Raw genomic sequence first — 20,170 nt, 5'->3', positions numbered from 1 at the left:
GTGCTCGAGTGTTTTTTATCCTTTACAATGGGGGTGAGTCCATATACAGGCTACGAAAGCTTCGCCCACTGTGCCGCCAGTGCCGCTTTTGCGCTGTGTTCTTGAGCAAGCTTTTCGCGCTCTTTGGCCACCACGGCGTCAGGCGCTTTGTCCACAAAGCTCGGGTTATTCAGCTTGCCTTCAAGGCGGGCAATATTCGCATCAAGCTTTTGGATTTCTTTTTCTAAACGCGCACGTTCAGCGTCAAAATCAATCAAGCCTTCCAGATCCACGTGCACTTCAAGCTCGCCGACAATTTGCGTGGCCGTTTGTGCGGGCAGTGTGTTCGAAAAATCGATTGAGTCGAGTTTGGCCATCGCTAATAATAGATCTTTTGTCGTCGCAAATTGCGCCTGATCATTTGCATTACCCGCTTTGAACGTCACCTTCAACGACGTTGAGGGCGCTATATTCATTTCACCGCGCACATTACGCACAGCCAGCGTCACCGCTTTTAACCAATCGATGCTGGCTTCTGCGCTTTCATCGATTAAAGCGGCATCCCGTACCGGGTAGTGTTGCAACATAATAGTGTCTGCTTCGATGCTTAAAGGTTGTTTGATCGATTGCCAGATCGATTCAGTGATAAACGGCATAATCGGGTGAAGCACGCGCAATAATTGTTCCAAGCTTGAAAGCAGTTGATAACGAATACCCGCTTTGTCTGTCTCGCTCACGGCCTCACTGTTTAAAGCGATTTTTTGCAGCTCAATGTACCAGTCGCACACATCGTGCCAGGTGTAGTCGTACACAGCTTGGGCGTAGTAATCAAAGCGATATTCTGCTACCGTTTTTTCAATGCGCGACAAGGTGCTTTGTAAGCGCGACTGCAACCAACGATCCGCTAAGCCGAGCGTGCTCGGTGCTCGAATAGCTTGATTATCCGTTTGCATCAACACAAAACGTGCCGCGTTCCACAGTTTATTGCAAAAATTGCGATAACCTTCTAAGCGCTTGATGTCAAAATTAATGTCGCGTGCGTTATTGGCCAGTGCGCAATAGGTGAAGCGTAGCGCATCGGTGCCGTGCGGCTCGATACCGTTGGGGTATTGTTTTTCCGTGCGTTGGGTGATTTTCTCGGCAAGCTCGGGTTGCATCATGCCAAAGGTGCGTTTTTGAATGAGTGTGTCAAGGTCCACGCCGTCGATTAAGTCAATCGGGTCAAGCACATTGCCTTTGGTTTTCGACATCTTCTGGCCTTCTTCATCGCGAATCAAGCCGTGGATATACACATCACGAAACGGCACATCCCCCATGAATTTCAGGCTAAGCATAATCATGCGCGCGACCCAAAAGAAAATAATGTCAAAGCCTGTGACCAACACAGACGTTGGGAAAAACGTGTGTAGCTCGTCAGTATCCTTCGGCCAGCCGAGTGTTGAAAATGGCCACAAGGCAGAGGAGAACCAGGTGTCTAAGACATCTTCATCTTGGGTAAGTGTCACGCTTTCATCGAGTGTGTAGTGCGCGCGCACGTCTGCTTCATCGTGGCCTACGTACACACGGCCTTTTTCATCATACCACGCTGGGATGCGATGTCCCCACCACAATTGACGGCTGATGCACCAGTCTTGGATGTTGTTTAGCCATTGAAAGTACGTTTTATTCCAATTTTCCGGGATAAAACGAATACGTCCGTCTTCCACGGCTTTGATGGCGGGCAGAGCCAAAGGCTGCATCTTCATGTACCATTGCTCAGTGAGCAAAGGCTCAACAATCACGCCCGATTTATCGCCGTAAGGCACCATGTTGTCGTGCTTTTCAATGTTTGCGAGCAAACCTTCTGCGTCTAAATCGGCAACGATCTGTTTGCGTGCGGCAAAGCGCTCTAAGCCTTGGTATTTTTCTGGCGCGTTTTCATTGATGTGCGCCTGTTTATCGATCACGGTGATCATGGGCAGACCATGGCGCGTGCCGACCTCATAATCATTAAAATCATGCGCGGGCGTAATTTTCACACAGCCCGTACCAAACTCGGCATCCACGTAGTCATCGGCGATGACAGGAATCAAGCGATCACATAAGGGCACGCGCACCATTTGGCCGATGAGGTGTTGGTAGCGTTCATCTTCTGGGTTCACCGCAATGGCGGTATCGCCGAGTAGCGTTTCCGGGCGTGTGGTGGCCACTTCTAGAAAACCCTCACCGTTGGCTAGCGGGTAACGAATGTGCCAAATCGAGCCTTGTTGTGGTTTGCTGATGACTTCTAAATCGGAAATGGCGGTTTGCAGTTTCGGGTCCCAGTTCACCAGGCGCTGGCCTTTGTAAATCAAACCTTCGCGGTATAAATCCACGAACACTTTTTTTACGGCTTCGCTTAAATCGTCGTCCATGGTAAAGCGCTCGCGCGACCAATCCGGTGAGATGCCCAGGCGTCGAGATTGTTTGACAATCGTGCTACCCGATTGTTCTTTCCAGGCCCAGACTTTTTCTTCAAACGCTTCGCGACCTAAATCCTGGCGCGTTTGGCCGGCTGCCATGAGCTGGCGTTCGACCACCATTTGGGTGGAAATGCCGGCATGGTCTGTGCCAGGTTGCCACAAGGTGTTGCAACCCTGCATGCGGTGGTAACGCGTGAGCACGTCCATAATCGTTTGCTGAAAACCGTGACCCATGTGCAAGCTGCCGGTGACGTTCGGCGGTGGAATTACGATGGCGTAGGGCTCGCCTTGGCCGCTGGGTTTAAAATACCCGCTATTTTCCCACTGTTGGTATAAACTTTGCTCAATGTCTTTGGGCTGGTAGGTTTTGTCCATCGTGCATGCCTTAGATAAATGGATGCGCATTTTAGCGGATTTGCGCGACCTTGCAAAGACACAGGCGGTGTTGCAAAGCTTAGCTCGCTAGCAGTTATTAAGAACGATGGCACTGAGAGAAATGGCGCTACCTGAGTGCGGCAGCAACCTGTCAAGCTCTCTAATAAGCTGTTTGATTTCTTCAATAGCAGAGAGACTTTTTTCAAGGAGCTGTTCTCCTTCTCGCAGTGAAGCGTTATCGTCAGCAATGAATCGGCTAATCTCAGCACTTAATGGAGAGAGACGCCTGTTTGCAAGATCCATGGGGCTTTGGGAGCCTCTGCTGTTGTTTTCTGAGCCAGTGGCTTGGCTGAAAAAATCCGGGGTGCCTCGAGGGCTTACTGTGCGCTCTGTACTGTAAAGTTCGCCGGATAAGAGAATAGCCTTTATGCGAAGGCCGTCCATTTCAAGCTGAATACCGTGAAGTGTTTGGTTGAGTTCTGGTTTTGTATAGTTGCTCATTGGCTTGTCAGTATTTTGCTGCTTGTGCTTAAATTTGATGAAAATTCACCGTCCAGCCGAGCTCTTTAAATTCTTTAAAGTACTCGCGCGCGACGGTTTTCCATTGATCATTGTTGCCTGGAAATAGGTACAAAATTCGCTCGAACTGCGAAGCAAATTCCGGCAGCTCTACACATTCCGTGAGCAGGACATCATAAATCGCTGGCGGCATTTGATCGCCAAAGGCGATGCTGATGGGCGGTTGTGTGTCTTGCGTGTCTGACACGCGCGCGTGGGGGATGAAGCTCGTGTCTTTAAAGGTCCACAGTGTGTCATCAAGCGCTTTGGCTTGTTCTTCGGTGTCGCAATGCACATGCGCAGTCAGCTTACCTTGGTAGACCTTGTCCAAGAGCTTGCAGGCCACGCTGTCAAGCGACAAACCATCGAGCAGGTAAAAATCGATCTGCGCCACTACATTTGTCCCATGAGAAATTCAAGCAACAGCGGCACAGGTCGTCCTGACGCCATATCGTTTTTTGTATCAACCAAGCTTGAGCCAGCGATGTCTAAATGCGCCCATGGCAAATTGTTTTCAATGAATTTATGAAGATAACAAGCGGCGACGATGGTGCCGGCTTTGCGGGTAAAATCCGCGTTAATCATATCCGCACAGCTGCTTTTCAAATAGACATTGTAAGCGTCGCTTAAAGGCAGTGGCCAGGCTGGGTCGTCACTGGTTTTAGCGGCTTTGAGTAAGGCTTGCGTGAGTTCCTCGGAGTTGCTCATCAATGCCGTGTGCTCATGGGCAAACGTGCCAATGGCTGCGCCTGTCAGTGTGGCGACATCAATCAATAATTTGGGTTTGTATTTACGTTGGACATACGTCATAGCGTCACACAAAACCAAACGGCCTTCGGCATCGGTGTTGATGATTTCCACGGTTTGGCCTGATAGAGTTTTGACGATGTCCCCTGGGCGAGTCGCCTCATGGCCAACCATGTTTTCAGCGCAGCTCATCGTGCAGACAAGGTTGATCGGCAAGGCTAATTCAACGGTCGCTTTCATAGTGGCAATCACGCTCGCTGCGCCACACATGTCAAATTTCATGCCATGCATCACGTTGGCAGGTTTAATCACATTGCCGCCCGTGTCGAAAGTGATGCCTTTGCCAACCATAGCAATCGGCGCGTCGCCTTTTTTGCCGCCTTGGTAATTTAAAATAACAATGTAACCAGGCTCTTTACTGCCTCGGCTGACTGAAGCAAAAGCGCCCATGCCCAGCTTTTCGGCTTTGGCGTCGTCGATCACTTCAAGCGAGAGCTCGGGGTGCTTGTCGGCAAGCTTTTTGGCTTCGGCTAACAAGTAGCTGGGTGTGCAGACATTGGCTGGGGTGTTGCCTAAATCACGGCAATAGTATTGCGCATGGGCGATGATGGTTTCACGTGTGACAGCGGCGTTGAGCTTTTCATCGTTTGCGTTATCGACCGGCAGGGTGAAGTGATATTCGCGGTTGTCTGCTACTGTTTTTCTAAAATTGTCGAAGCGGTAATCCGCTTGCAGGCTGGTGTTGATGAGTAAGCTGATTTTTTGTTCTAAGCTTAAGTTTTCAACCGCTAACTCAGCCAATGTGCAGCAGGCTTCTAGACCTGGCAAAGATTTTAGTTGGCTGACCATGCTGCGCACAAGGTCTCGAAAATCCCGCGTGGTCAGCGCGCCATTTTTTGCGCCCAGTATTAATACTAAATGGTCGCCGGCTTTTTCAATGAAAGACTGGCCGGGTTTGCCGTCAAATTGGCTGGCTATAATTTGCTGGCTGAGTGTACCTTGGGCTTTTTTGTCTAAGGATTGACCGGTGGCGGTAAAGCCCGCGTCATGTTGGTAAGCCAATACGATGATGCTTTGAGCCTGAGTGTCTTTGGAAACGAGTTGGAATTTCATGGTGAACCTGCCTATTTTTGAGGCCCAGTGTATGCTTGGCGATTTGGCTTGTCAATTTGCTCAATAATCGTCTAAACGCTTATTTTGGAACGATCTTGACCGAAGAATCATTTTCGGAATGCTTGGTTTTCTCTCATGCCGCGTGCTTTGTTGGATTAAGATCAAAAAAAGCGTCTTCATGACCTGTGCTTTCTGCGGTGGCCACTGAGTAGTGGGCTTTGACATTGATCATTTCATCTAAGTGTTTGGCTTCTTCAATCAGTTTTTCGTCGAAGTTGGGGATAATGTCTTGGCTAAAACGCTGAGAAGGGTTTCGCTTATCCATGCGAGTATTCCTTGTATTTTTTGAGATTGCTTGAAAGTGTAGGGAAAAGCGAGCCTGCCTGCAACTTTCTTAGATGAGGATTAAAGGCTTAATGCCGAGGCGAATTCTTAGCATGATCGCGCTCATCACGCTTAAAAAAACTTCCATGATTGCAAGGCTTAGGATTGCGCCAATGTCGCCAATGGTCTTAATGAGTATCGGCATTAGCACAATCAGTATGACAAGGCTGGTTGAAGTTAGGATGAGTTGTTGTTTTTGAAAGCCTTTGTAATCTAAAAAACTGTAAGCGTTAAAGAGCGGCGCGCTAATCAATTTTGATGCGGCTAGGATATAGAGCCAATCACTGATGCTTAAAAAATCAGGCCCGAACCAGCTTAAAATACTGTGGCTAAAAAAGAAAATCAGCAGGGAGAGCGTGGCCGCAAAGCTAAACGAAAAGACAACGTTTAAATTGTAGTACGTTTGTTGATGGCTTGATAAGCGCTTATCGTTCAGCAGTGGAACGGTGTTGGCTTGCACGCTGGAAAGTAAGGCCCAGTAAACCCCTGAGATAAACAACGCGGCAGCAAAAAAACCGGTGATCTGTTCATTGTCAAGTACGATCTCAACGTACACCAACACCAGGGCATTGTGTAAAATGGCGAATAAATTCGAGGCTAACATTTGAAAGGAGGTGGTTCGCCAAGTGTGAATATCAAAGCGAATTTTTTTGCTGGTATAAGATTTTCGTCGCGTATAAACAAACACAAACAGTGAGGCGCTGCTTAATAGTACGGCCAATGTGTAGGCGATTACGGCGTAAAATATACTCTCAAATTCAGGTAAAAATTTTAATAAAATGTACAGAAAAATAATGGTTAGGGTGAAGCGTATAAACGCTAGATGCAAGCTTGCAATAAAGTACTGATGTAATGCTCGTGTGAAGCGCACTAGGTAGTAAAAAACCGCCTCAATAGAGCCTAGCCAGATGCAGTAAAAATAAAGATGAAGCTCGTTAACCTTCGGGTTGTGAATGTGTTTCATCATCAGCGTGACGATAGCGATGGTGCAGCCTGCAATGAACACACAAGAAGCTGTTAAGCTAATGGTTCGTATGCTGAGTGTGACAAAGCCTTGTGCAAAAGGAGTGTTTTGGTCGCTAATGTAGTCAGGTAAGAATTTACCGACGCTGTAATTTACGCCGAGCATAAGTAGTGAGGCGATAACGAGGCTCATGGCAAGCACGACGCTAAAATCTCCGTAAGCTGCAGCCCCGTAGTGCCTGGCGATTAAGGTATGCAAAAGAAACGTTGCGGCAATGCCAATCAGCCCAAATAAGAGCGCAGAGGTGTTTCGAATGATGTGTTGGCGTTGTTTTGTCGTCATAGCGGGATTCATCATAGTGTTTTTTTTGATCATTGCCAATATACTGTTGTGGTGATAGCCTGTGCGCAAATTAACGTTAGGCCATATTATGCATCAATTGCTCGATGATACAGAGTTTCAGATGGGCTACGCGCCTTTTCGCGAGCCTCAGCCTGGTGATTGCTGTGTGGTCTATTGCGGCGATTCAATCTATTTGCCGAATCAACGCCAGTTACCGGTCTTTTCTGATGTTCAGGCTTTGTCGCTTGAATTAGGTAAACCCCACTATTTGGGTGATGTGGGTGGGCAGGCTTGTTTCATTATTGATAGTCAGCAAAGCACAGAGGCGTTTAGTTCACTTAAGCCCACCCATGCAACCTTGCCCTTGGCGCAATTTCAAGCAGCAGCCTTTGGCCGCCATTTGAATCACTGGCTTAATACACACCGATATTGCGGTGCTTGTGGCTCAAGCCTTGAGCCTTTTGAAAAAGAACGTGCGATGCGTTGTACGGGTTGTGGTTATTTGGCGTATCCTAAAATTTCACCCTGTGTGATCGTATTGGTGAGGGATGGCTCGAAGCTATTGCTTGCTCGCTCGCCGCATTTTCGTGCGGGGCTTTACAGCATATTGGCAGGTTTTATCGAGATTGGTGAGTCAGCCGAGCAAGCAGTGCAGCGTGAATTGATGGAAGAGGTTGGGATTCGCGTGAAGAATGTGCGCTATATCACGTCACAACCTTGGCCATTTCCCAGTTCTTTAATGCTTGGCTTTGTCGCCGATTATGACGGTGGCGAGCTCAAGCCTGACGGCGTTGAGATTGAGGCGGCCGCTTGGTTTGACGCAGACCATTTGCCTGAACACTTGCCGCATGAGCTCAGTATTTCAAGTTATCTGATTCGACTGTTTTTGGATGGCAAGCTGTAATGCTGAAAAAAAGCCTGCGTGGTGATTTGATTTTATTGTTTGTCACCTTGTGCTGGGGTTTGACCTTTCCTTTGATTAGAGACGCTGTGGCGACAGTGAACCCCGTGTTATTTGTTGGCGCACGCTTTCTCTTGGCGGCACTTGTGCTATTGCCCTTTGTTTGGCGTGACAATATCTTCAAGCCCCGGGGTATTTTAAAGGCAGGCCTGATTTTAGGCGTTTTCAATATCATGTTGTACACGGCCCAAACCGTGAGTCTTGAGATGATTAGCTCTTCTCAATCGGCCTTCATCACCGGCTCCAGCGTTGTGTTAGTGCCCTTGCTGTTGCCCTTATTTCGTTTAGGTAAGCCGACTGGATCAGATATCGTGTGTGCTGTCGTGTGTTTGCTGGGTTTATTTGTGTTAACCGGTGCTCGCTTCGCTGCGTTGGGTGTCGGCGACGCTTGGGCTTTTGTGTGTGCGATAAGCTTGGCGATGAGCATTGTTTACCTTCAAAAAGCCACGCTAAACCTCGAGAAAGTCAATTTGCTGGCCTTTTATCAGATTTTCTTCACGGGAGTGCTGGCAGGTTTTTGGGTGCGGCCGAGTCATGCCTCGTCTTTGTTGGCGCCCGAGCCATTGGCAGCGCTTTTGTTTTGCGCCGTTATGGCCACTAGCGTGGCGCTATTGCTGCAAACACGCTATCAGCGCTATACCACCGCCAGTCGGGCGGCTTTGATTTTCACCATGGAGCCGATTTTTGGCACCTTGTTTGCTTTTTGGATCAATGGCAGTCGTGTGGGTTTACAGACTTGGGTGGGTGGCGCTTTGATTATTGCCAGCATTCTCTTGTCGGAAGGCTTGCGTAAAACTCAGGCTAAAAATTAAACAAAACCGCCTGAAAAAGTTTGTCGCAAGCCTTGGCCTCTTGATATACTCGGTGCTCTTTTGAACGTTGGATACTTTCTGATGAAACTGTGGACAGGACTTTGGCGATCGTTTTACTCTCGGGCTTGGTACTTGGATTTGTCAGCAAGCAGCAAACGCCGCAGTTTCCAATACATACTGATTCTGACTTTTGTCTGTGTATTAATTGCAACCATTCGGTTTTCTATGGGCTTTTATCGCATGTCTTTTGCGGCAACAGATTATGTTGCGCACGCCATGCCTGCGATGAGTATTGAGCAAGGGCGGTTGAAAACAGAAAAGCCTGGGTTTTATCGTGTTTATGCGGGTGATAAAAAAACCTTGCTCGCGGTTGTTGATACGGCTGAAAAACCTTCTGAGGCTTTTTTAAATGCCCAGGCCTTGGTGAAATTGGGGCGCGATGAGGGTGAGTTTAAAGGCTTGTCAGGTTTTGATAGCTTGCCGTATGCGCACAAGAACTTAACGGTCACGCCTGCGTATTTGCTTTCACAGGCCAAGCCGTACATTGTTCGGATGAATGTGTATTTCTCGGTTTTCTTCTTTGTCTTGGCTTACTTTTGCTTGGTCGCGTTTTTGTTTTTATTTAGCTACCTAATGGCTAGTTTGCTTACCAGCCTGTCTAACCAGTTTGAGTATCGCTTGAAATATGTTCATGCCAAACAAATTGTGCCGGCTGTGTTAACCCCGTTTATCTTATTTTTGGTTGTGTTCTACTTGTTCACCTGGTTTACTTCGATCAGCGTATTGATTTTATTGTTGGCTTTAGTCGTTTATCCGCCGCTATCGGTTTATTTTCTCAAGCCTAAAAAAGGAGAAAAAGCATGATGACATTGATCAGTATTTTGGTTGTTTTGCTGGTTGGTTTGGCGCTTTTGTTTCGTTCGGCATCGTTGTCAATCAGTACGGCCTGTTTAGCTGTGCTGATGCTGGCGATCAGCGCCTTTCATACCATGAATGCGTTTTTCTTGCTGATTTTCTGGGTCTTTTTTGCCTTGCTGGCAAGCTTAAATTCCCCGCAGGTACGCTATTGGTTGAGTAAAAATATTCTTGCGTTTTATCGCAAGGTGATGCCGAAGATGTCAAAAACCGAGCAAGAAGCGTTAAACGCGGGTAGTGTTGCTTGGGATGGCGAGCTGTTTTCGGGTAGTCCAGACTGGAATGCTTTACGCAATATGAAAAAGCCAGGTTTTACGACTGAAGAGCAAGCCTTTATCGATGGGCCAGTGAATGAGCTGTGTTGCATGGTCAATGACTGGGAGCTCACGCAAAACACTAAAGTATTACCGGAGAAAGCTTGGCAGTTTATTCGCGACAACGGCTTTTTTGGTTTGATTATTCCAAAGTCATACGGCGGCAAGGCGTTTTCAGCACAAGCACATTCTGAAATTCTGATGAAGCTTTTTAGCTGTAGCACGACGTTGGCCTGTACAGTCGCCGTGCCTAACTCTTTAGGCCCTGCGGAGCTTTTGCTGCATTACGGTACACAAGCACAAAAAGATTATTATTTACCGCGTTTAGCCCGTGGTGAAGAAGTGCCATGTTTTGCGTTGACTAGCCCTAAGGCGGGTTCTGATGCGACGGCCATGCCGGATTACGGGATCGTGTGTGAGGGTGAGTTTGAAGGCAAAAAAGTGTTGGGTATGCGCGTGACTTGGGATAAGCGCTACATCACTTTGTGCCCTGTGGCCACCGTGTTGGGTTTGGCCTTTAAACTGTTTGACCCGGATCATTTGTTGGGTGATGAGGAGACGCTCGGTATTACCTGTGCGTTGATTCCGACTTCGCATGAGGGGGTGATTACAGGTCGCCGCCATCATCCAGCTTCATCTGTTTTTCAAAATGGCCCCACGCAGGGCAAAGATGTGTTTATCCCGATGGAGTGGGTGATTGGTGGGCAAGTCAATGTGGGTAAGGGCTGGCGTATGTTGGTTGAGTGTTTGTCGGTGGGTCGCTCGGTGTCGCTGCCAACCAGCGGCGTGGCTGGCTGTAAACTCTCTGCTTCGATTGCAGGCGCCTATTCGCGTGTGCGCCGCCAGTTTAATTTGGCCATTGGTCGCTTTGAAGGGATTGAAGAAAAATTAGCGCAAATCGCAGGCTATGCGTATCAGGCCGACGCGGCCAGTCGCTTTACCTTAACAGCGGTCGATGAAGGCGAGATTCCTGCGGTGCCTTCGGCTATTTTAAAATATCACTGCACTGAGCTTTCACGTAAAGCCACGAATAATGCCATGGACATTTTAGGCGGTAAGGCAGTGTGTTGGGGGCCGAAAAATCCATTGGCTCTTGGCTATGGCGCGCTGCCGACTGCCATTACTGTGGAAGGCGCGAATATTCTAACGCGCAACATGATTATTTTTGGCCAAGGCTCGATTCGTTGTCATCCATTTGTTTTAAAAGAGTTGCAAGCTGCTCAGATGACGGATAAAAAAGCGGCACTTAAAGCGTTTGATAGCGCCGTGTGGGGGCATATCGCCTTTGCTTTTTCCAATGTGGCGAGAAGTTTGATTCACGGTTTAAGTGGCGCACGTTTTGCCAAGGTGCCTTCAAGTCGCGCCAAAATTTACTATCAGCAGTTCAGCCGTTTCAGTGCGGTTTTTGCTTTACTCACTGATGCATCGATGGCTATTTACGGCGGCGCTTTAAAACGAAAAGAGCGTGTGTCAGCAAGGCTTGGTGATATGCTGAGCTTTCTCTATATTGGCTCTGCGGTGTTGAAAACGTATTATGATCATGGTGAGCCAGATGATGAGTGGAACTTATGCCGTTGGGCTTGTGAAGATTTGCTGTATAAACTTCAATCCACGGCGCTGGCAGTGATTCAGGGCTTGCCTGATAAAGTCGCTGCGGTCACGCTTCGCGCAATTTGTTTACCCTTGGGGCAAACTCTAAAGGCGCCCAGTGATAAGCTGGATCATGAGCTTGCTGAGTTGCTGATGTCGCCATCGGCTGTGCGTGACCGCTTAACGCGTGGTATTTGCACGGATGCGCAGGCGCACAACCACGTGGCTTTATTTGATGAGGCCATGGTGGCAGCCATTCGTATTGAGCCAATTGAAAAGGCCGTGAATCAGGCGGTTCGTGACAAACGCGTCGTTGCATTTAATTTTGACGAAGCCGTTGAGAAAGCTAAAGAAGCCGGTATCATCAGTTCATCGCAGTATGAGCAATGGCAAGCTGCCGATAAGCTTCGTCATGAAGTGATTGCCGTTGATGATTTTGAACGAAATTTACGTGATCAATAATTAAAGAGGAAGCGATAATGTTAATTGGTGTACCTAAAGAGATAAAAAACCGTGAATACCGGGTCGGTCTAACCCCGGGAAGCGTGCGAGAGCTTGTGGCGCATGGCCATGAGGTAATGATTGAAAGAAATGCGGGCGCGGCTATTGCGTGCTTAGATGAGCATTATGTTGCTGCTGGCGCTGAGATTGTTGACACTGCTGATGAGATCTTTGCGCGCGCTGAGATGGTGATTAAAGTCAAGGAGCCTCAGCCTGAAGAGTGCAAGAAATTGCGTGAAGGCCAGGTGTTATTTACCTATTTGCATTTGGCACCGGATCCTGTTCAAACACAGTTCTTGCAAGATTCAGGCTGCGTGGCCATCGCCTATGAAACGGTAACCGATCGTTTTGGTGCATTACCGTTATTGTCGCCGATGAGTGAAGTGGCGGGCCGTATGTCTATCCAAGCCGGTGCGCATTGCTTAGAAGTGGCGCAAGGTGGTAGCGGTATATTGCTCGGCGGTGTGCCCGGTGTGGCTGCCGCGAATGTGGTGGTGATCGGCGGTGGTGTTGTCGGCACTAACGCGCTTCGCATGGCAGTCGGTATGGAAGCCTCTGTGACCGTGTTGGATCGCTCCTTGCCGCGCTTGCGTGAGCTCGATAATGAATTTGGCAGCCGTATTAACACAATTTATTCAACGCAAGATGCTTTGGCGATGCACGTTGAGCGTGCGGACCTTGTGATTGGTGCGGTCTTGATTCCAGGTGCAGCAGCCCCGCGTTTAGTCAGCAAAGCCATGCTCGCGTCGATGCGCCCAGGCTCTGTGATTGTTGACGTTGCTATTGATCAAGGCGGTTGCTTTGAGACTTCGCATGTAACCACACACGATGACCCAACCTATGTGGTGAATGATATTGTGCATTACTGTGTGGGCAATATGCCTGGCGCCCTACCGCGTACTTCTACGTTCGCATTGAATAACGCAACCTTACCGTTTATTATTGCTTTGGCGAATAAAGGCTATAAAGAAGCGATGAAGGATGATCCGTATTTGCTGGCTGGCTTGAATGTGTGTGATGGCCGCATTACTAATTTAGCCGTGGCGGAAGCTTTAGACAAAGGCTATTACCCGGCTATTGAAGCTTTGGATAGAGGTACTTATCCGGCTGAAGAGTGCGTATAAGCTTTGTTGTTTGAATGCGTAGAACGCCCTCGTTGAGGGCGTTTTTTTTGGCAATCACGCGATCAAACACGAGGTAAAAGTAGCCTGGGTTGAGGAGCGTAGTGACGATAACCCGGGAGAAACCAAACCTGGGTTTTCAATGCTTCGCATTTTAACCCAGGCTACGCGAGGTGGTGGTTACTTAAATAAGTACTCGTACCGCCCGTAGCCTTTTTGCTTTAGCTCGCTGGCGGGGATGAACAGTAAGGCGGCGGAATTGACGCAGTAGCGCAAGCCCGTGGGCGCAGGGCCGTCGTCAAACACGTGGCCTAAGTGTGAATCACCATATTTTGAGCGCACTTCGGTGCGTTTAATAAAAAACAAAGTGCGATCTTCCTTGGTGACAATGAATTCATCGTCAATCGGGCGTGTGAAGCTTGGCCAGCCTGTGCCGGATTTGAATTTGTCGGTGGAGCTGAATAAGGGCTCGCCTGAGACCACGTCCACGTAAATGCCAGGGGCTTTGTTATCCCAGTAAGCGTTTTTAAAAGGTTTCTCGGTCGCTTCTTTCTGTGTGACTGCGTATTGCTCTTTGTTTAACTGCTTAAGGCGCTCGGTTTTGTTGAAGTGTTGATAGTTTGCGGCCATGCTGGCTCCGGTGATGAGGGTGAAAATGCAAAATGCGACGAATTTATTTTTCATGCCAGATTTTTTCCAAACGTTGATCGCGGCCGCAGTTCCAGCGGTAAAACTTATAACGAATCGGATTTTTCTTGTAATAATCTTGGTGGTATTTCTCGGCCGGGTAGAAATGGGTGGACGGTGTGATGTCTGTGTAAACCGTTTTGCCGAGCTTACGTGCAGTGGCTTGCTTTGAGGTTTCGGCTGTTTTCTTTTGTTCTGCGTTAATGTAAAAAATAGCGGTTCGGTATTGTGATCCGTGATCGCAGAACTGCTGATTTTTAACCGTCGGATCGACATGGCGCCAAAAATAAGTCAACAATTGTGCGTAGCTAATCGTGCGTGGGTTATAAGTGACCTTGATCGCCTCCGCGTAACGTGTGGCACCACTTGAAACCAGCTCATAGTTTGGGTTCTCTCGTGTGCCTCCATCGTAGCCGACGACCGTTTTTGTGACGCCTTTGAGTTTGTCAAAGTCTGACTGCATGCACCAAAAGCAGCCGCCAGCGAAGATCGCGGTGGCCGCTTTAGCCAGTAGGGGCAAGGCTGCAATTATTGTGATTGCAGCCCAATAACGCTTAGTGTTTTTCATTGAAAAAGCTGACTTTCCCGGTGCTTAGGTGATACATCGCGCCAATGATCGCAATTTTGTGTTCGTCTAGAAGTTTGGCGATCACGGGGCTGTCTTTTGCAATGGCATTGACTACGTTGATCACGTTTTGTTTCGCAATGGCATCCACATCGTGGGCTTTTTCGCAATTTACAGCGCCTTGTTTTTCTTTCACCTGGTCAACGGCGGGTTTAACTTTATTGAGTAAGTGGGTGAGGTTGCCAAGCTTCACATTTTGGCAAGCGCCTCGCACCGAGCCGCAGCTATCATGGCCCATGACCACGATTAATTTCGCCCCTGCAGCGGCTGTCGCAAATTCCAGACCGCCCAGAATATCTTTGTTAATTACATTGGCAGCGACACGGCTGACAAAGACATTGCCCACACCTTGATCGAAGACAATCTCGGGCGGCACACGTGAATCGATGCAGCTTAAGATCACGGCGGCCGGGTGTTGTTGTGCGGCGGTTTGTTGTCGGTTGGTGTGGAAGTTTTGATGGTGGGTTTTGTTTTTCACAAAACGTGCGTTACCTGCTTTTAAGCGCTTGAGCACTTGGGCCGATGTCAGTTGATCCTGCACGGCGGGTGTCACCAATGGGGTGTGTTTCGCAGCAAAGACCAGGCTTGGCAGTACTAGGGCGAGAGCGAGTAGGGGTCTGTAGATACGCATCGTGCTATTTCCTTGTGTTATCCATGACAGAAGTAGGGCATGTCCCTAAACTCATCGCTTGTTTTTCGCACCTACCGAGAGTTCAGGGACACGCCCTAGATTAGATCTTTAAACGATGGTTTACAAGCTTGCACGATATGATTAAACTTTGGCCAGACTAAAATCGGGAAAAATAATGTTAAATTGCTACACCTCAGAACCACGGACGCACGCTTGTTCGATTGTCGCGATTCCTTGCGATGAATTTCAGGGCTTTCTATTAGCGCAAACCGCACGTGTGCAGCTTCAGCTCAAGGCTTTGGGCTTTAAGGCTGAGCCTGGTACCTTTTGTGTGTTGACGAGTGAAGCCGGTGAGCGCGAGCAGGTATTGTTAGGTGTTGATAAAAAAGATGATTTACGGGCAGTGGGCATGCTGCCTTTGCTCTTGCCGGAAGGTCTCTATGCTTTGGATCAAGACTCGATGCGCCCCGCCTTACAACAGGCAGCAGTCTATTGGGGCCTGGGCACCTATCAATTTGAGCGGTATAAAACCGCACGGCGAAAACCGGCGGTATTGGTTTTGCCAAAACAGTGCGATGACGCCTTGGTTGAAAACATGGTCTCGGCGACACACTTGGGGCGCAATCTCATTAATACGCCCACAGAAGACATGGGGCCTTTGGATTTAGCCGAAGCGGTGGCGGAGCTCGCTGCGGCTTACGGTGCGGACGTGTCTCAGATTATCGATGAAGCTTTGCTCGATGAAAATTACCCCGCCATTTTTACGGTCGGCCGCGCCGGTAGCCAAATGCCCCGATTGATTGATCTGACGTGGGGCGATCCCTCTCACCCGAAGATCACCTTGGTCGGTAAAGGCGTGTGCTTTGATACGGGTGGCTTGGATATCAAAACAGGCGGCAGTATGTTGCTCATGAAAAAAGATATGGGTGGCGCGGCGCATGTGATCGCCTTGGCGAAAATGATTATGCAAGATAATTTGCCGTTGCGTTTGCGTGTGTTGATTCCTGCCGTTGAAAACGGTATTTCTAGCGAGTCGTATCGCCCGGGCGATATCATTAAAATGCGAAATGGTAAGACGGTAGAAATCACTAACACAGATGCGGAAGGGCGTTTGGTATTGGCCGATGCCTTGACAGAAGCCTCCAGCGAGCGGCCTGAGCTGTTAATCGATTTTGCGACCTTAACCGGTGCGGCGCGTGTGGCGCTGGGGCCTCAGATCGGCAATTTGTTTTCAAATAATGATGAGCTCGCTCGCCAGTTGGTGAGTGTTGCCGCACAAGAACGCGATTGTTTGTGGCAGATGCCGCTATACACGGCATATCAAACGTATTTAACTAGCTTGATTGCGGATATGAGTAATTCGGGGCTCAATGGTTTTGCCGGTGCCATTCAAGCCGCATTGTTTTTATCAAACTTCATTTCGCAAGATGTGGATTGGGTGCATTGTGATGTGTCGGGCTGGAGTTTTGAAGCGCGCCCCGGTCATGCGGTGGGCGGCGATTTAATTGGTGCGCGAGCCATGTTTATGTATTTGCGCCAGCGTTACAGTTCGAGGCATTAATCATGTTATTAGAAGCATTTGACCTTGCGGGCACCACCGCCTTTGCGCTCAGCGGTGCTTTATCAGCCATGCGAAAGCGTATGGATATCGGTGGTATTTTAGTGATTGCCTTTATTGTGGGTAATGGCGGCGGCACGATTCGGGATGCCATATTGGGTTTGACGCCGGTGTTTTGGATGCACGATGTGGCGTATGTTTGGGCGGCGATTTTGCCCACCCTCATCGTTGTGTTTTGGTTGGTGCGCGAGCGCTTTGCGAGCTATCGTCGGCATTTTGAGCGGGCCATTGTGTATTGTGACGCCTTTGGTTTGGGGTTGTTTGCGATTGTGGGTACGCAAATCGGTTTGCATGCAGGTGTGGCGCCGGGAGCAGCGGTACTTTGTGGTTTAATCACGTGTTTGGGGGGTGGTTTTATTCGTGATTTTTTGTGTGCGCAAGTGCCTTTGATTTTTCACGGTGAGATTTACGCCTTTGCGGTGGTGATTGGCGCGACGATTTACGTTTTGTTGCTGCCTTTTTTTCCGAGCGCCATTTTAATGTGGGCCTGCGTGGGTTTAACCACGGCTATTCGCATTATGGCGGTGGTTTGGAATATTCGTATTCCTTTGTATGGGTTTGATTAATGCCATGTTAGTCACGATATTATTACTGATCACACTTGCCGTGGCTGTTTGGTTCTGGCAGGACAGCATGAAGGCTAAAGAAGTTGCAAGCAAGGCGGGTCGCGATTATTGCAAAGAAAAGCAATTGCAGCTGCTTGATGGCACGGTGGCCGTGCATAGCTGGCGATTAAAGTTCGATAAAAAAATGGTGATCATGCGCATGTTTCGTATGTCGGTGTATCAGCAAGCTGAGGACCGCCGCTTTGTGGTGCCCATTTATATGCGCAATCATGAAGTGATCGCGATAGGGCATGATGATAAAAAAGTTATTCGTCTGTCAGATTATCGCGCGTAAAGGCGGCTTTCAGGGCTTCGGGTATCGCGCAGACTTTCTGTGTTTTTGCATCGATGCAGCAAAGTTTGGCGTGGCCTTTGGCGGCCGGTTTGTTCGGCTCATCGCTTGAAAAAATCTCATAACGCATTTCAAAGCTGGCTTTATGGTAAGCTGTTAAATACTGTTTGATGGTTACGGTGTCGGGGTAGGTGAGTGGTTTAATAAACTGGCAGCCCACGTCGATTAGCACATAAAAGGTCTCTAAGCCTGGGCAAACGGCATGAATAAAAGCGGCACGCGTCTCGCCCATTAAGTCAAAATACTTGCCGTTATTCAAATGCTGGTACGCATCCATGTCCACCCAGCGTAGTGGAAATGATTCTGTGTTTAATGGCTTTTGATTCATGACTTGAGCTTACCAAAAGTGTAGAGCTAAATCGAGTGGGCTTTCTCGCGCAGCGGCAAGGGCTCGTCATGGTGTGCTGGCTGAACTGCGATCTTTCTTTAGGGCTTGGAATTTCTTGAAATAGCTCGGTGTAGGCGTGTTTAAATTTTTCGCGAAAAGAAGGGGTTCGTGCTGTCGCTTGCTCATGGTAAAAGATGTAGGCGGCTTCTAGAAGCTTACCTAGCCAGTGATTAATGGCTGCAGGCCGCGTTTGTTCTCCTGGTGCGCCTGGCATGTTTATCCTTTTTTTGATTCAACCCGGGTTCCACACAGTATAGCGCGAATTTACCTAGGTGCAGGGGTTTGATGCCAGTCAGGAGCTACTGAATTCGATGCCGAAAAAGCTCACTTGTGCAAGTTCAGCAGACGTAAGGCTGTCTTTTGCTGAGCTGTCTGTGTCACCGTCATACTCTAAGGTTTCGGTGAAACAAGGGGCTTGTTCAGCTAGTTTACCAGCGCTTGCTTGTGAGGTTGCTGAGTCTGTCGACTCGATGCTTTCTCCGTCATCATACGCTGGTTCATCAGTAAATATGTCTGCACAAACTGGGCCTCGCCTTGTGCAGTTGCTGAGTATCGCAGCGGTGGAGCCGAAGGGTTGTGTTACTTCTTGGCGTTGTGAGCGTTGGTTTGTCACTTCTAATTCCAGTGTGTTCAGCCAGTCATTGATCGTTTCAAGTCTACAGTGTCTTGAGAAACCTTTTGTGTAAAAGCTGCGCTCTTGTGAGAGGGTGTGTAAAAACCCAGCTTTTTGGAATAGCTGGCGAAACACTTTGCTCAGGCTGTAAAAATCCAGGCTGGGTTCAACCGTATAGCTTTCGTTGTGTGTTACCAGTGCCCAAGGTGCAATCTGGGCGACGGTCTTGTCAAGGTTGGAAATACAGTGAACGCGTTCTCCTCGGTTTAACCGGTTTTGAAGGTCTGCTTGTGATAGATAATGGATTCGATTTTCCTGAGGTTCGAAGATGGCTATGTGACTCGCGCGTGTTTTTAGTCCTCCCAGTTTTTCATTAGCCGAGTCTAGGGCGCAAGCTAGGTCGAGGTCGATAATTCGCACCCCCTCGCCATCACGTTTAATCCGAATATTGTCGGCTTTGATGTCGGTGTGTACAACACCACGGTGATAAAAGCGCTCTTCGTAGTCTTTGTAAATAGCTCTGGCGATCTGAATCGCTTTTTCAGGTTCGAGCGTTGCGTGCCCGTTTAAGTAGTCCAATAGGTCTGTGCTGTCCGTGTATGCGCTTGTGGTCACCAGGCTAAACATGCCGTAGTCTCTCACGCCTGATAATCCAATAAAGTGCTCAGCATCCAAGTCGTCTGAAACACGCTTATTGAGGTGATGCTCTATCATGCCAGATTCGAATGGGACAACTTTTGTGAAAAGCGTTTGCTCTGTTTCGTTGCTGTCGCCATCGCCACGCTTAAGGCTTATCCGCGGTAGCAACCCTGTTTCTCCTGGTGTGATGTCGCCACCGGAGGGGGGTAGAGTATATTTCTGCTTATCATTGCCGATTTGGCTGTTTGTTTCGCACAGCTCACTGTATTCATCGTCATTCATAAACTTGAGGTGCCGTGGTCTGTATTTGAGCGTTCCATCAGAAAAATGCCAGTACGCTTGTTTGGCTAGGCTTAGGAAGAGGGGGTTGAGCTCCCAGTCTTCTTTTTGTCCTATCTCGGTCACTATCTCTTTATCCGTGGGCTGGCCGTGTTGGATACACCAGCGCAGTTTATCGATGATATCCATGCGCGGCCAACCTTTGGGTCTTTTGGCTTTCTCAGCTTGGTTTGGTTTTAGTGCGATAAGCTGGTTGATGAAAAAGGCTAGCGTGAAATAGGCGCTTTTTAAGCCGGGCTGGCTGGCTTTTAGGGCGCGGTAAATGTTGTTGAAATGCTCATTGGCGATTTTGTTTTCTGACTTAAACGATTGGTAAGCTTGTTTTATATTGAGATCCAAGCCTGTGGCTGCATCGCTGTGCGGCCCTGAAAGATAATAATCTTTAGTAACCTTGATGGCTGAGCTGACCAGTTTGCAAAGCTCTAAGCGTGTTTTTAAGTTTAATGGATAAGGCATAAGCTGTATTAGGCAGGGCTGTCCCATTAAAACAGGAAACGTCCATTTTTGGTCGATCTTGAACGCAAATTTTCTTCAACGTGCTCATGTACTTGCGTGT

At 48.5% G+C, this 20,170-nt stretch carries 19 protein-coding genes; 8 read left to right on the top strand and 11 right to left on the bottom strand.

Annotated features, from left to right (window positions below; all coding sequences use genetic code 11):
• Positions 1-50: 50 nt before the first annotated feature.
• From COV52_05060 to COV52_05035, 6 genes are all read right to left on the bottom strand, one after another.
• A complete protein-coding gene (locus COV52_05060) occupies positions 51-2,795 on the bottom strand; it encodes a valine--tRNA ligase (protein PIR11233.1) in 2,745 nt (914 codons plus the stop codon).
• An 87-nt stretch (positions 2,796-2,882) separates the two neighbouring features.
• The gene (locus COV52_05055; GenBank protein PIR11232.1) at positions 2,883-3,296 is read right to left on the bottom strand and encodes a hypothetical protein; all 414 of its coding nucleotides are present in this window, start codon (positions 3,294-3,296) and stop codon (positions 2,883-2,885) included.
• A gap of 28 nt (positions 3,297-3,324) precedes the next feature.
• Positions 3,325-3,768 (bottom strand): hypothetical protein, encoded by a 444-nt coding sequence (locus tag COV52_05050; protein ID PIR11231.1) that lies wholly within the window; start codon positions 3,766-3,768, stop codon positions 3,325-3,327.
• Positions 3,747-5,213 (bottom strand): leucyl aminopeptidase, encoded by a 1,467-nt coding sequence (locus COV52_05045; GenBank protein ID PIR11230.1) that lies wholly within the window; start codon positions 5,211-5,213, stop codon positions 3,747-3,749. The genes COV52_05050 and COV52_05045 overlap by 22 nt, the downstream gene beginning before the upstream one ends.
• Positions 5,214-5,346: 133 nt before the next feature.
• Entirely contained in the window at positions 5,347-5,538 is a 192-nt protein-coding gene (locus COV52_05040; GenBank protein ID PIR11229.1) for a hypothetical protein, read from the bottom strand.
• Between the two features lie 69 nt (positions 5,539-5,607).
• Positions 5,608-6,936: a hypothetical protein gene (locus tag COV52_05035; GenBank protein PIR11228.1), complete on the bottom strand. Its 1,329-nt coding sequence runs from the start codon at positions 6,934-6,936 to the stop codon at positions 5,608-5,610.
• A gap of 55 nt (positions 6,937-6,991) precedes the next feature.
• Here COV52_05035 and COV52_05030 point away from each other — a divergent pair, with 55 nt between their 5' ends.
• The 5 genes from COV52_05030 to ald all read left to right on the top strand — a co-directional run bounded on the left by COV52_05030 (position 6,992) and on the right by ald (position 13,120).
• Positions 6,992-7,807: an NAD(+) diphosphatase gene (locus COV52_05030; GenBank protein ID PIR11227.1), complete on the top strand. Its 816-nt coding sequence runs from the start codon at positions 6,992-6,994 to the stop codon at positions 7,805-7,807.
• Positions 7,807-8,676, top strand: coding sequence for an EamA family transporter (locus COV52_05025; protein PIR11226.1), 870 nt, complete (start codon positions 7,807-7,809; stop codon positions 8,674-8,676). The genes COV52_05030 and COV52_05025 overlap by 1 nt, the downstream gene beginning before the upstream one ends.
• An 81-nt stretch (positions 8,677-8,757) precedes the next feature.
• Positions 8,758-9,540, top strand: a complete 783-nt coding sequence (locus tag COV52_05020) for a hypothetical protein (protein ID PIR11225.1) — start codon at positions 8,758-8,760, stop codon at positions 9,538-9,540.
• A complete protein-coding gene (fadE, locus tag COV52_05015) occupies positions 9,537-11,957 on the top strand; it encodes an acyl-CoA dehydrogenase (protein ID PIR11224.1) in 2,421 nt (806 codons plus the stop codon). Before COV52_05020 ends, fadE begins: the two co-directional genes overlap by 4 nt.
• A gap of 17 nt (positions 11,958-11,974) precedes the next feature.
• Positions 11,975-13,120, top strand: a complete 1,146-nt coding sequence (ald, locus tag COV52_05010) for an alanine dehydrogenase (protein PIR11223.1) — start codon at positions 11,975-11,977, stop codon at positions 13,118-13,120.
• Positions 13,121-13,297: 177 nt separating this feature from the next.
• Here the strand turns inward: ald and msrB are convergent, their stop codons facing one another.
• The 3 genes from msrB to COV52_04995 are packed head-to-tail and all read right to left on the bottom strand — an operon-like array spanning position 13,298 to position 15,060.
• On the bottom strand, positions 13,298-13,801 hold the full coding sequence (msrB, locus tag COV52_05005) for a peptide-methionine (R)-S-oxide reductase (GenBank protein PIR11222.1): 504 nt from the start codon (positions 13,799-13,801) through the stop codon (positions 13,298-13,300).
• The gene (gene msrA / locus COV52_05000) at positions 13,791-14,372 is read right to left on the bottom strand and encodes a peptide-methionine (S)-S-oxide reductase (protein ID PIR11221.1); all 582 of its coding nucleotides are present in this window, start codon (positions 14,370-14,372) and stop codon (positions 13,791-13,793) included. The genes msrB and msrA overlap by 11 nt, the downstream gene beginning before the upstream one ends.
• Positions 14,359-15,060, bottom strand: coding sequence for a carbonic anhydrase (locus COV52_04995; protein PIR11220.1), 702 nt, complete (start codon positions 15,058-15,060; stop codon positions 14,359-14,361). Before COV52_04995 ends, msrA begins: the two co-directional genes overlap by 14 nt.
• A gap of 175 nt (positions 15,061-15,235) precedes the next feature.
• Here COV52_04995 and COV52_04990 point away from each other — a divergent pair, with 175 nt between their 5' ends.
• From COV52_04990 to COV52_04980, 3 genes are read left to right on the top strand one after another with little or no spacing between them, the layout of a single operon-like run.
• Complete coding sequence (locus tag COV52_04990) at positions 15,236-16,621, top strand: leucyl aminopeptidase (GenBank protein ID PIR11219.1); 1,386 nt, start codon at positions 15,236-15,238, stop codon at positions 16,619-16,621.
• Between the two features lie 2 nt (positions 16,622-16,623).
• On the top strand, positions 16,624-17,244 hold the full coding sequence (locus COV52_04985) for a hypothetical protein (protein PIR11218.1): 621 nt from the start codon (positions 16,624-16,626) through the stop codon (positions 17,242-17,244).
• Entirely contained in the window at positions 17,231-17,578 is a 348-nt protein-coding gene (locus COV52_04980; protein ID PIR11217.1) for a hypothetical protein, read from the top strand. The genes COV52_04985 and COV52_04980 overlap by 14 nt, the downstream gene beginning before the upstream one ends.
• Here COV52_04980 and COV52_04975 read toward each other — a convergent pair.
• Positions 17,550-17,963, bottom strand: coding sequence for a hypothetical protein (locus COV52_04975; GenBank protein PIR11216.1), 414 nt, complete (start codon positions 17,961-17,963; stop codon positions 17,550-17,552). The genes COV52_04980 and COV52_04975 overlap by 29 nt on opposite strands.
• Positions 17,964-18,315: 352 nt before the next feature.
• A complete protein-coding gene (locus COV52_04970) occupies positions 18,316-20,097 on the bottom strand; it encodes a hypothetical protein (GenBank protein PIR11215.1) in 1,782 nt (593 codons plus the stop codon).
• Positions 20,098-20,170: the final 73 nt, after the last annotated feature.

The organism is Gammaproteobacteria bacterium CG11_big_fil_rev_8_21_14_0_20_46_22, from assembly GCA_002796245.1.
In the GTDB taxonomy this organism is placed as follows: domain Bacteria; phylum Pseudomonadota; class Gammaproteobacteria; order UBA12402; family UBA12402; genus 1-14-0-20-46-22.
The sequence above is the reverse complement of the archived record's forward strand: the minus strand, read 5'-3'. Positions and strand labels throughout refer to the sequence as shown.

Excerpts from the sequence above, each read along its gene's own strand:
- COV52_05030 (PIR11227.1), top strand. The coding sequence starts at position 6,992 with ATGCATCAATTGCTCGATGATACAGAGTTTCAGATGGGCTACGCGCCT.
- COV52_05020 (PIR11225.1), top strand. The coding sequence starts at position 8,758 with ATGAAACTGTGGACAGGACTTTGGCGATCGTTTTACTCTCGGGCTTGG.
- COV52_05045 (PIR11230.1), bottom strand. The coding sequence starts at position 5,213 with ATGAAATTCCAACTCGTTTCCAAAGACACTCAGGCTCAAAGCATCATC.
- COV52_05060 (PIR11233.1), bottom strand. The coding sequence starts at position 2,795 with ATGGACAAAACCTACCAGCCCAAAGACATTGAGCAAAGTTTATACCAA.
- COV52_04985 (PIR11218.1), top strand. The coding sequence starts at position 16,624 with ATGTTATTAGAAGCATTTGACCTTGCGGGCACCACCGCCTTTGCGCTC.
- COV52_05035 (PIR11228.1), bottom strand. The coding sequence starts at position 6,936 with ATGATCAAAAAAAACACTATGATGAATCCCGCTATGACGACAAAACAA.
- fadE (PIR11224.1), top strand. The coding sequence starts at position 9,537 with ATGATGACATTGATCAGTATTTTGGTTGTTTTGCTGGTTGGTTTGGCG.
- msrA (PIR11221.1), bottom strand. The coding sequence starts at position 14,372 with ATGAAAAACACTAAGCGTTATTGGGCTGCAATCACAATAATTGCAGCC.
- COV52_04970 (PIR11215.1), bottom strand. The coding sequence starts at position 20,097 with ATGGGACAGCCCTGCCTAATACAGCTTATGCCTTATCCATTAAACTTA.
- msrB (PIR11222.1), bottom strand. The coding sequence starts at position 13,801 with ATGAAAAATAAATTCGTCGCATTTTGCATTTTCACCCTCATCACCGGA.
- COV52_05055 (PIR11232.1), bottom strand. The coding sequence starts at position 3,296 with ATGAGCAACTATACAAAACCAGAACTCAACCAAACACTTCACGGTATT.
- ald (PIR11223.1), top strand. The coding sequence starts at position 11,975 with ATGTTAATTGGTGTACCTAAAGAGATAAAAAACCGTGAATACCGGGTC.
- COV52_05040 (PIR11229.1), bottom strand. The coding sequence starts at position 5,538 with ATGGATAAGCGAAACCCTTCTCAGCGTTTTAGCCAAGACATTATCCCC.
- COV52_04995 (PIR11220.1), bottom strand. The coding sequence starts at position 15,060 with ATGCGTATCTACAGACCCCTACTCGCTCTCGCCCTAGTACTGCCAAGC.
- COV52_04975 (PIR11216.1), bottom strand. The coding sequence starts at position 17,963 with ATGAATCAAAAGCCATTAAACACAGAATCATTTCCACTACGCTGGGTG.
- COV52_04980 (PIR11217.1), top strand. The coding sequence starts at position 17,231 with ATGGGTTTGATTAATGCCATGTTAGTCACGATATTATTACTGATCACA.
- COV52_05025 (PIR11226.1), top strand. The coding sequence starts at position 7,807 with ATGCTGAAAAAAAGCCTGCGTGGTGATTTGATTTTATTGTTTGTCACC.
- COV52_04990 (PIR11219.1), top strand. The coding sequence starts at position 15,236 with ATGTTAAATTGCTACACCTCAGAACCACGGACGCACGCTTGTTCGATT.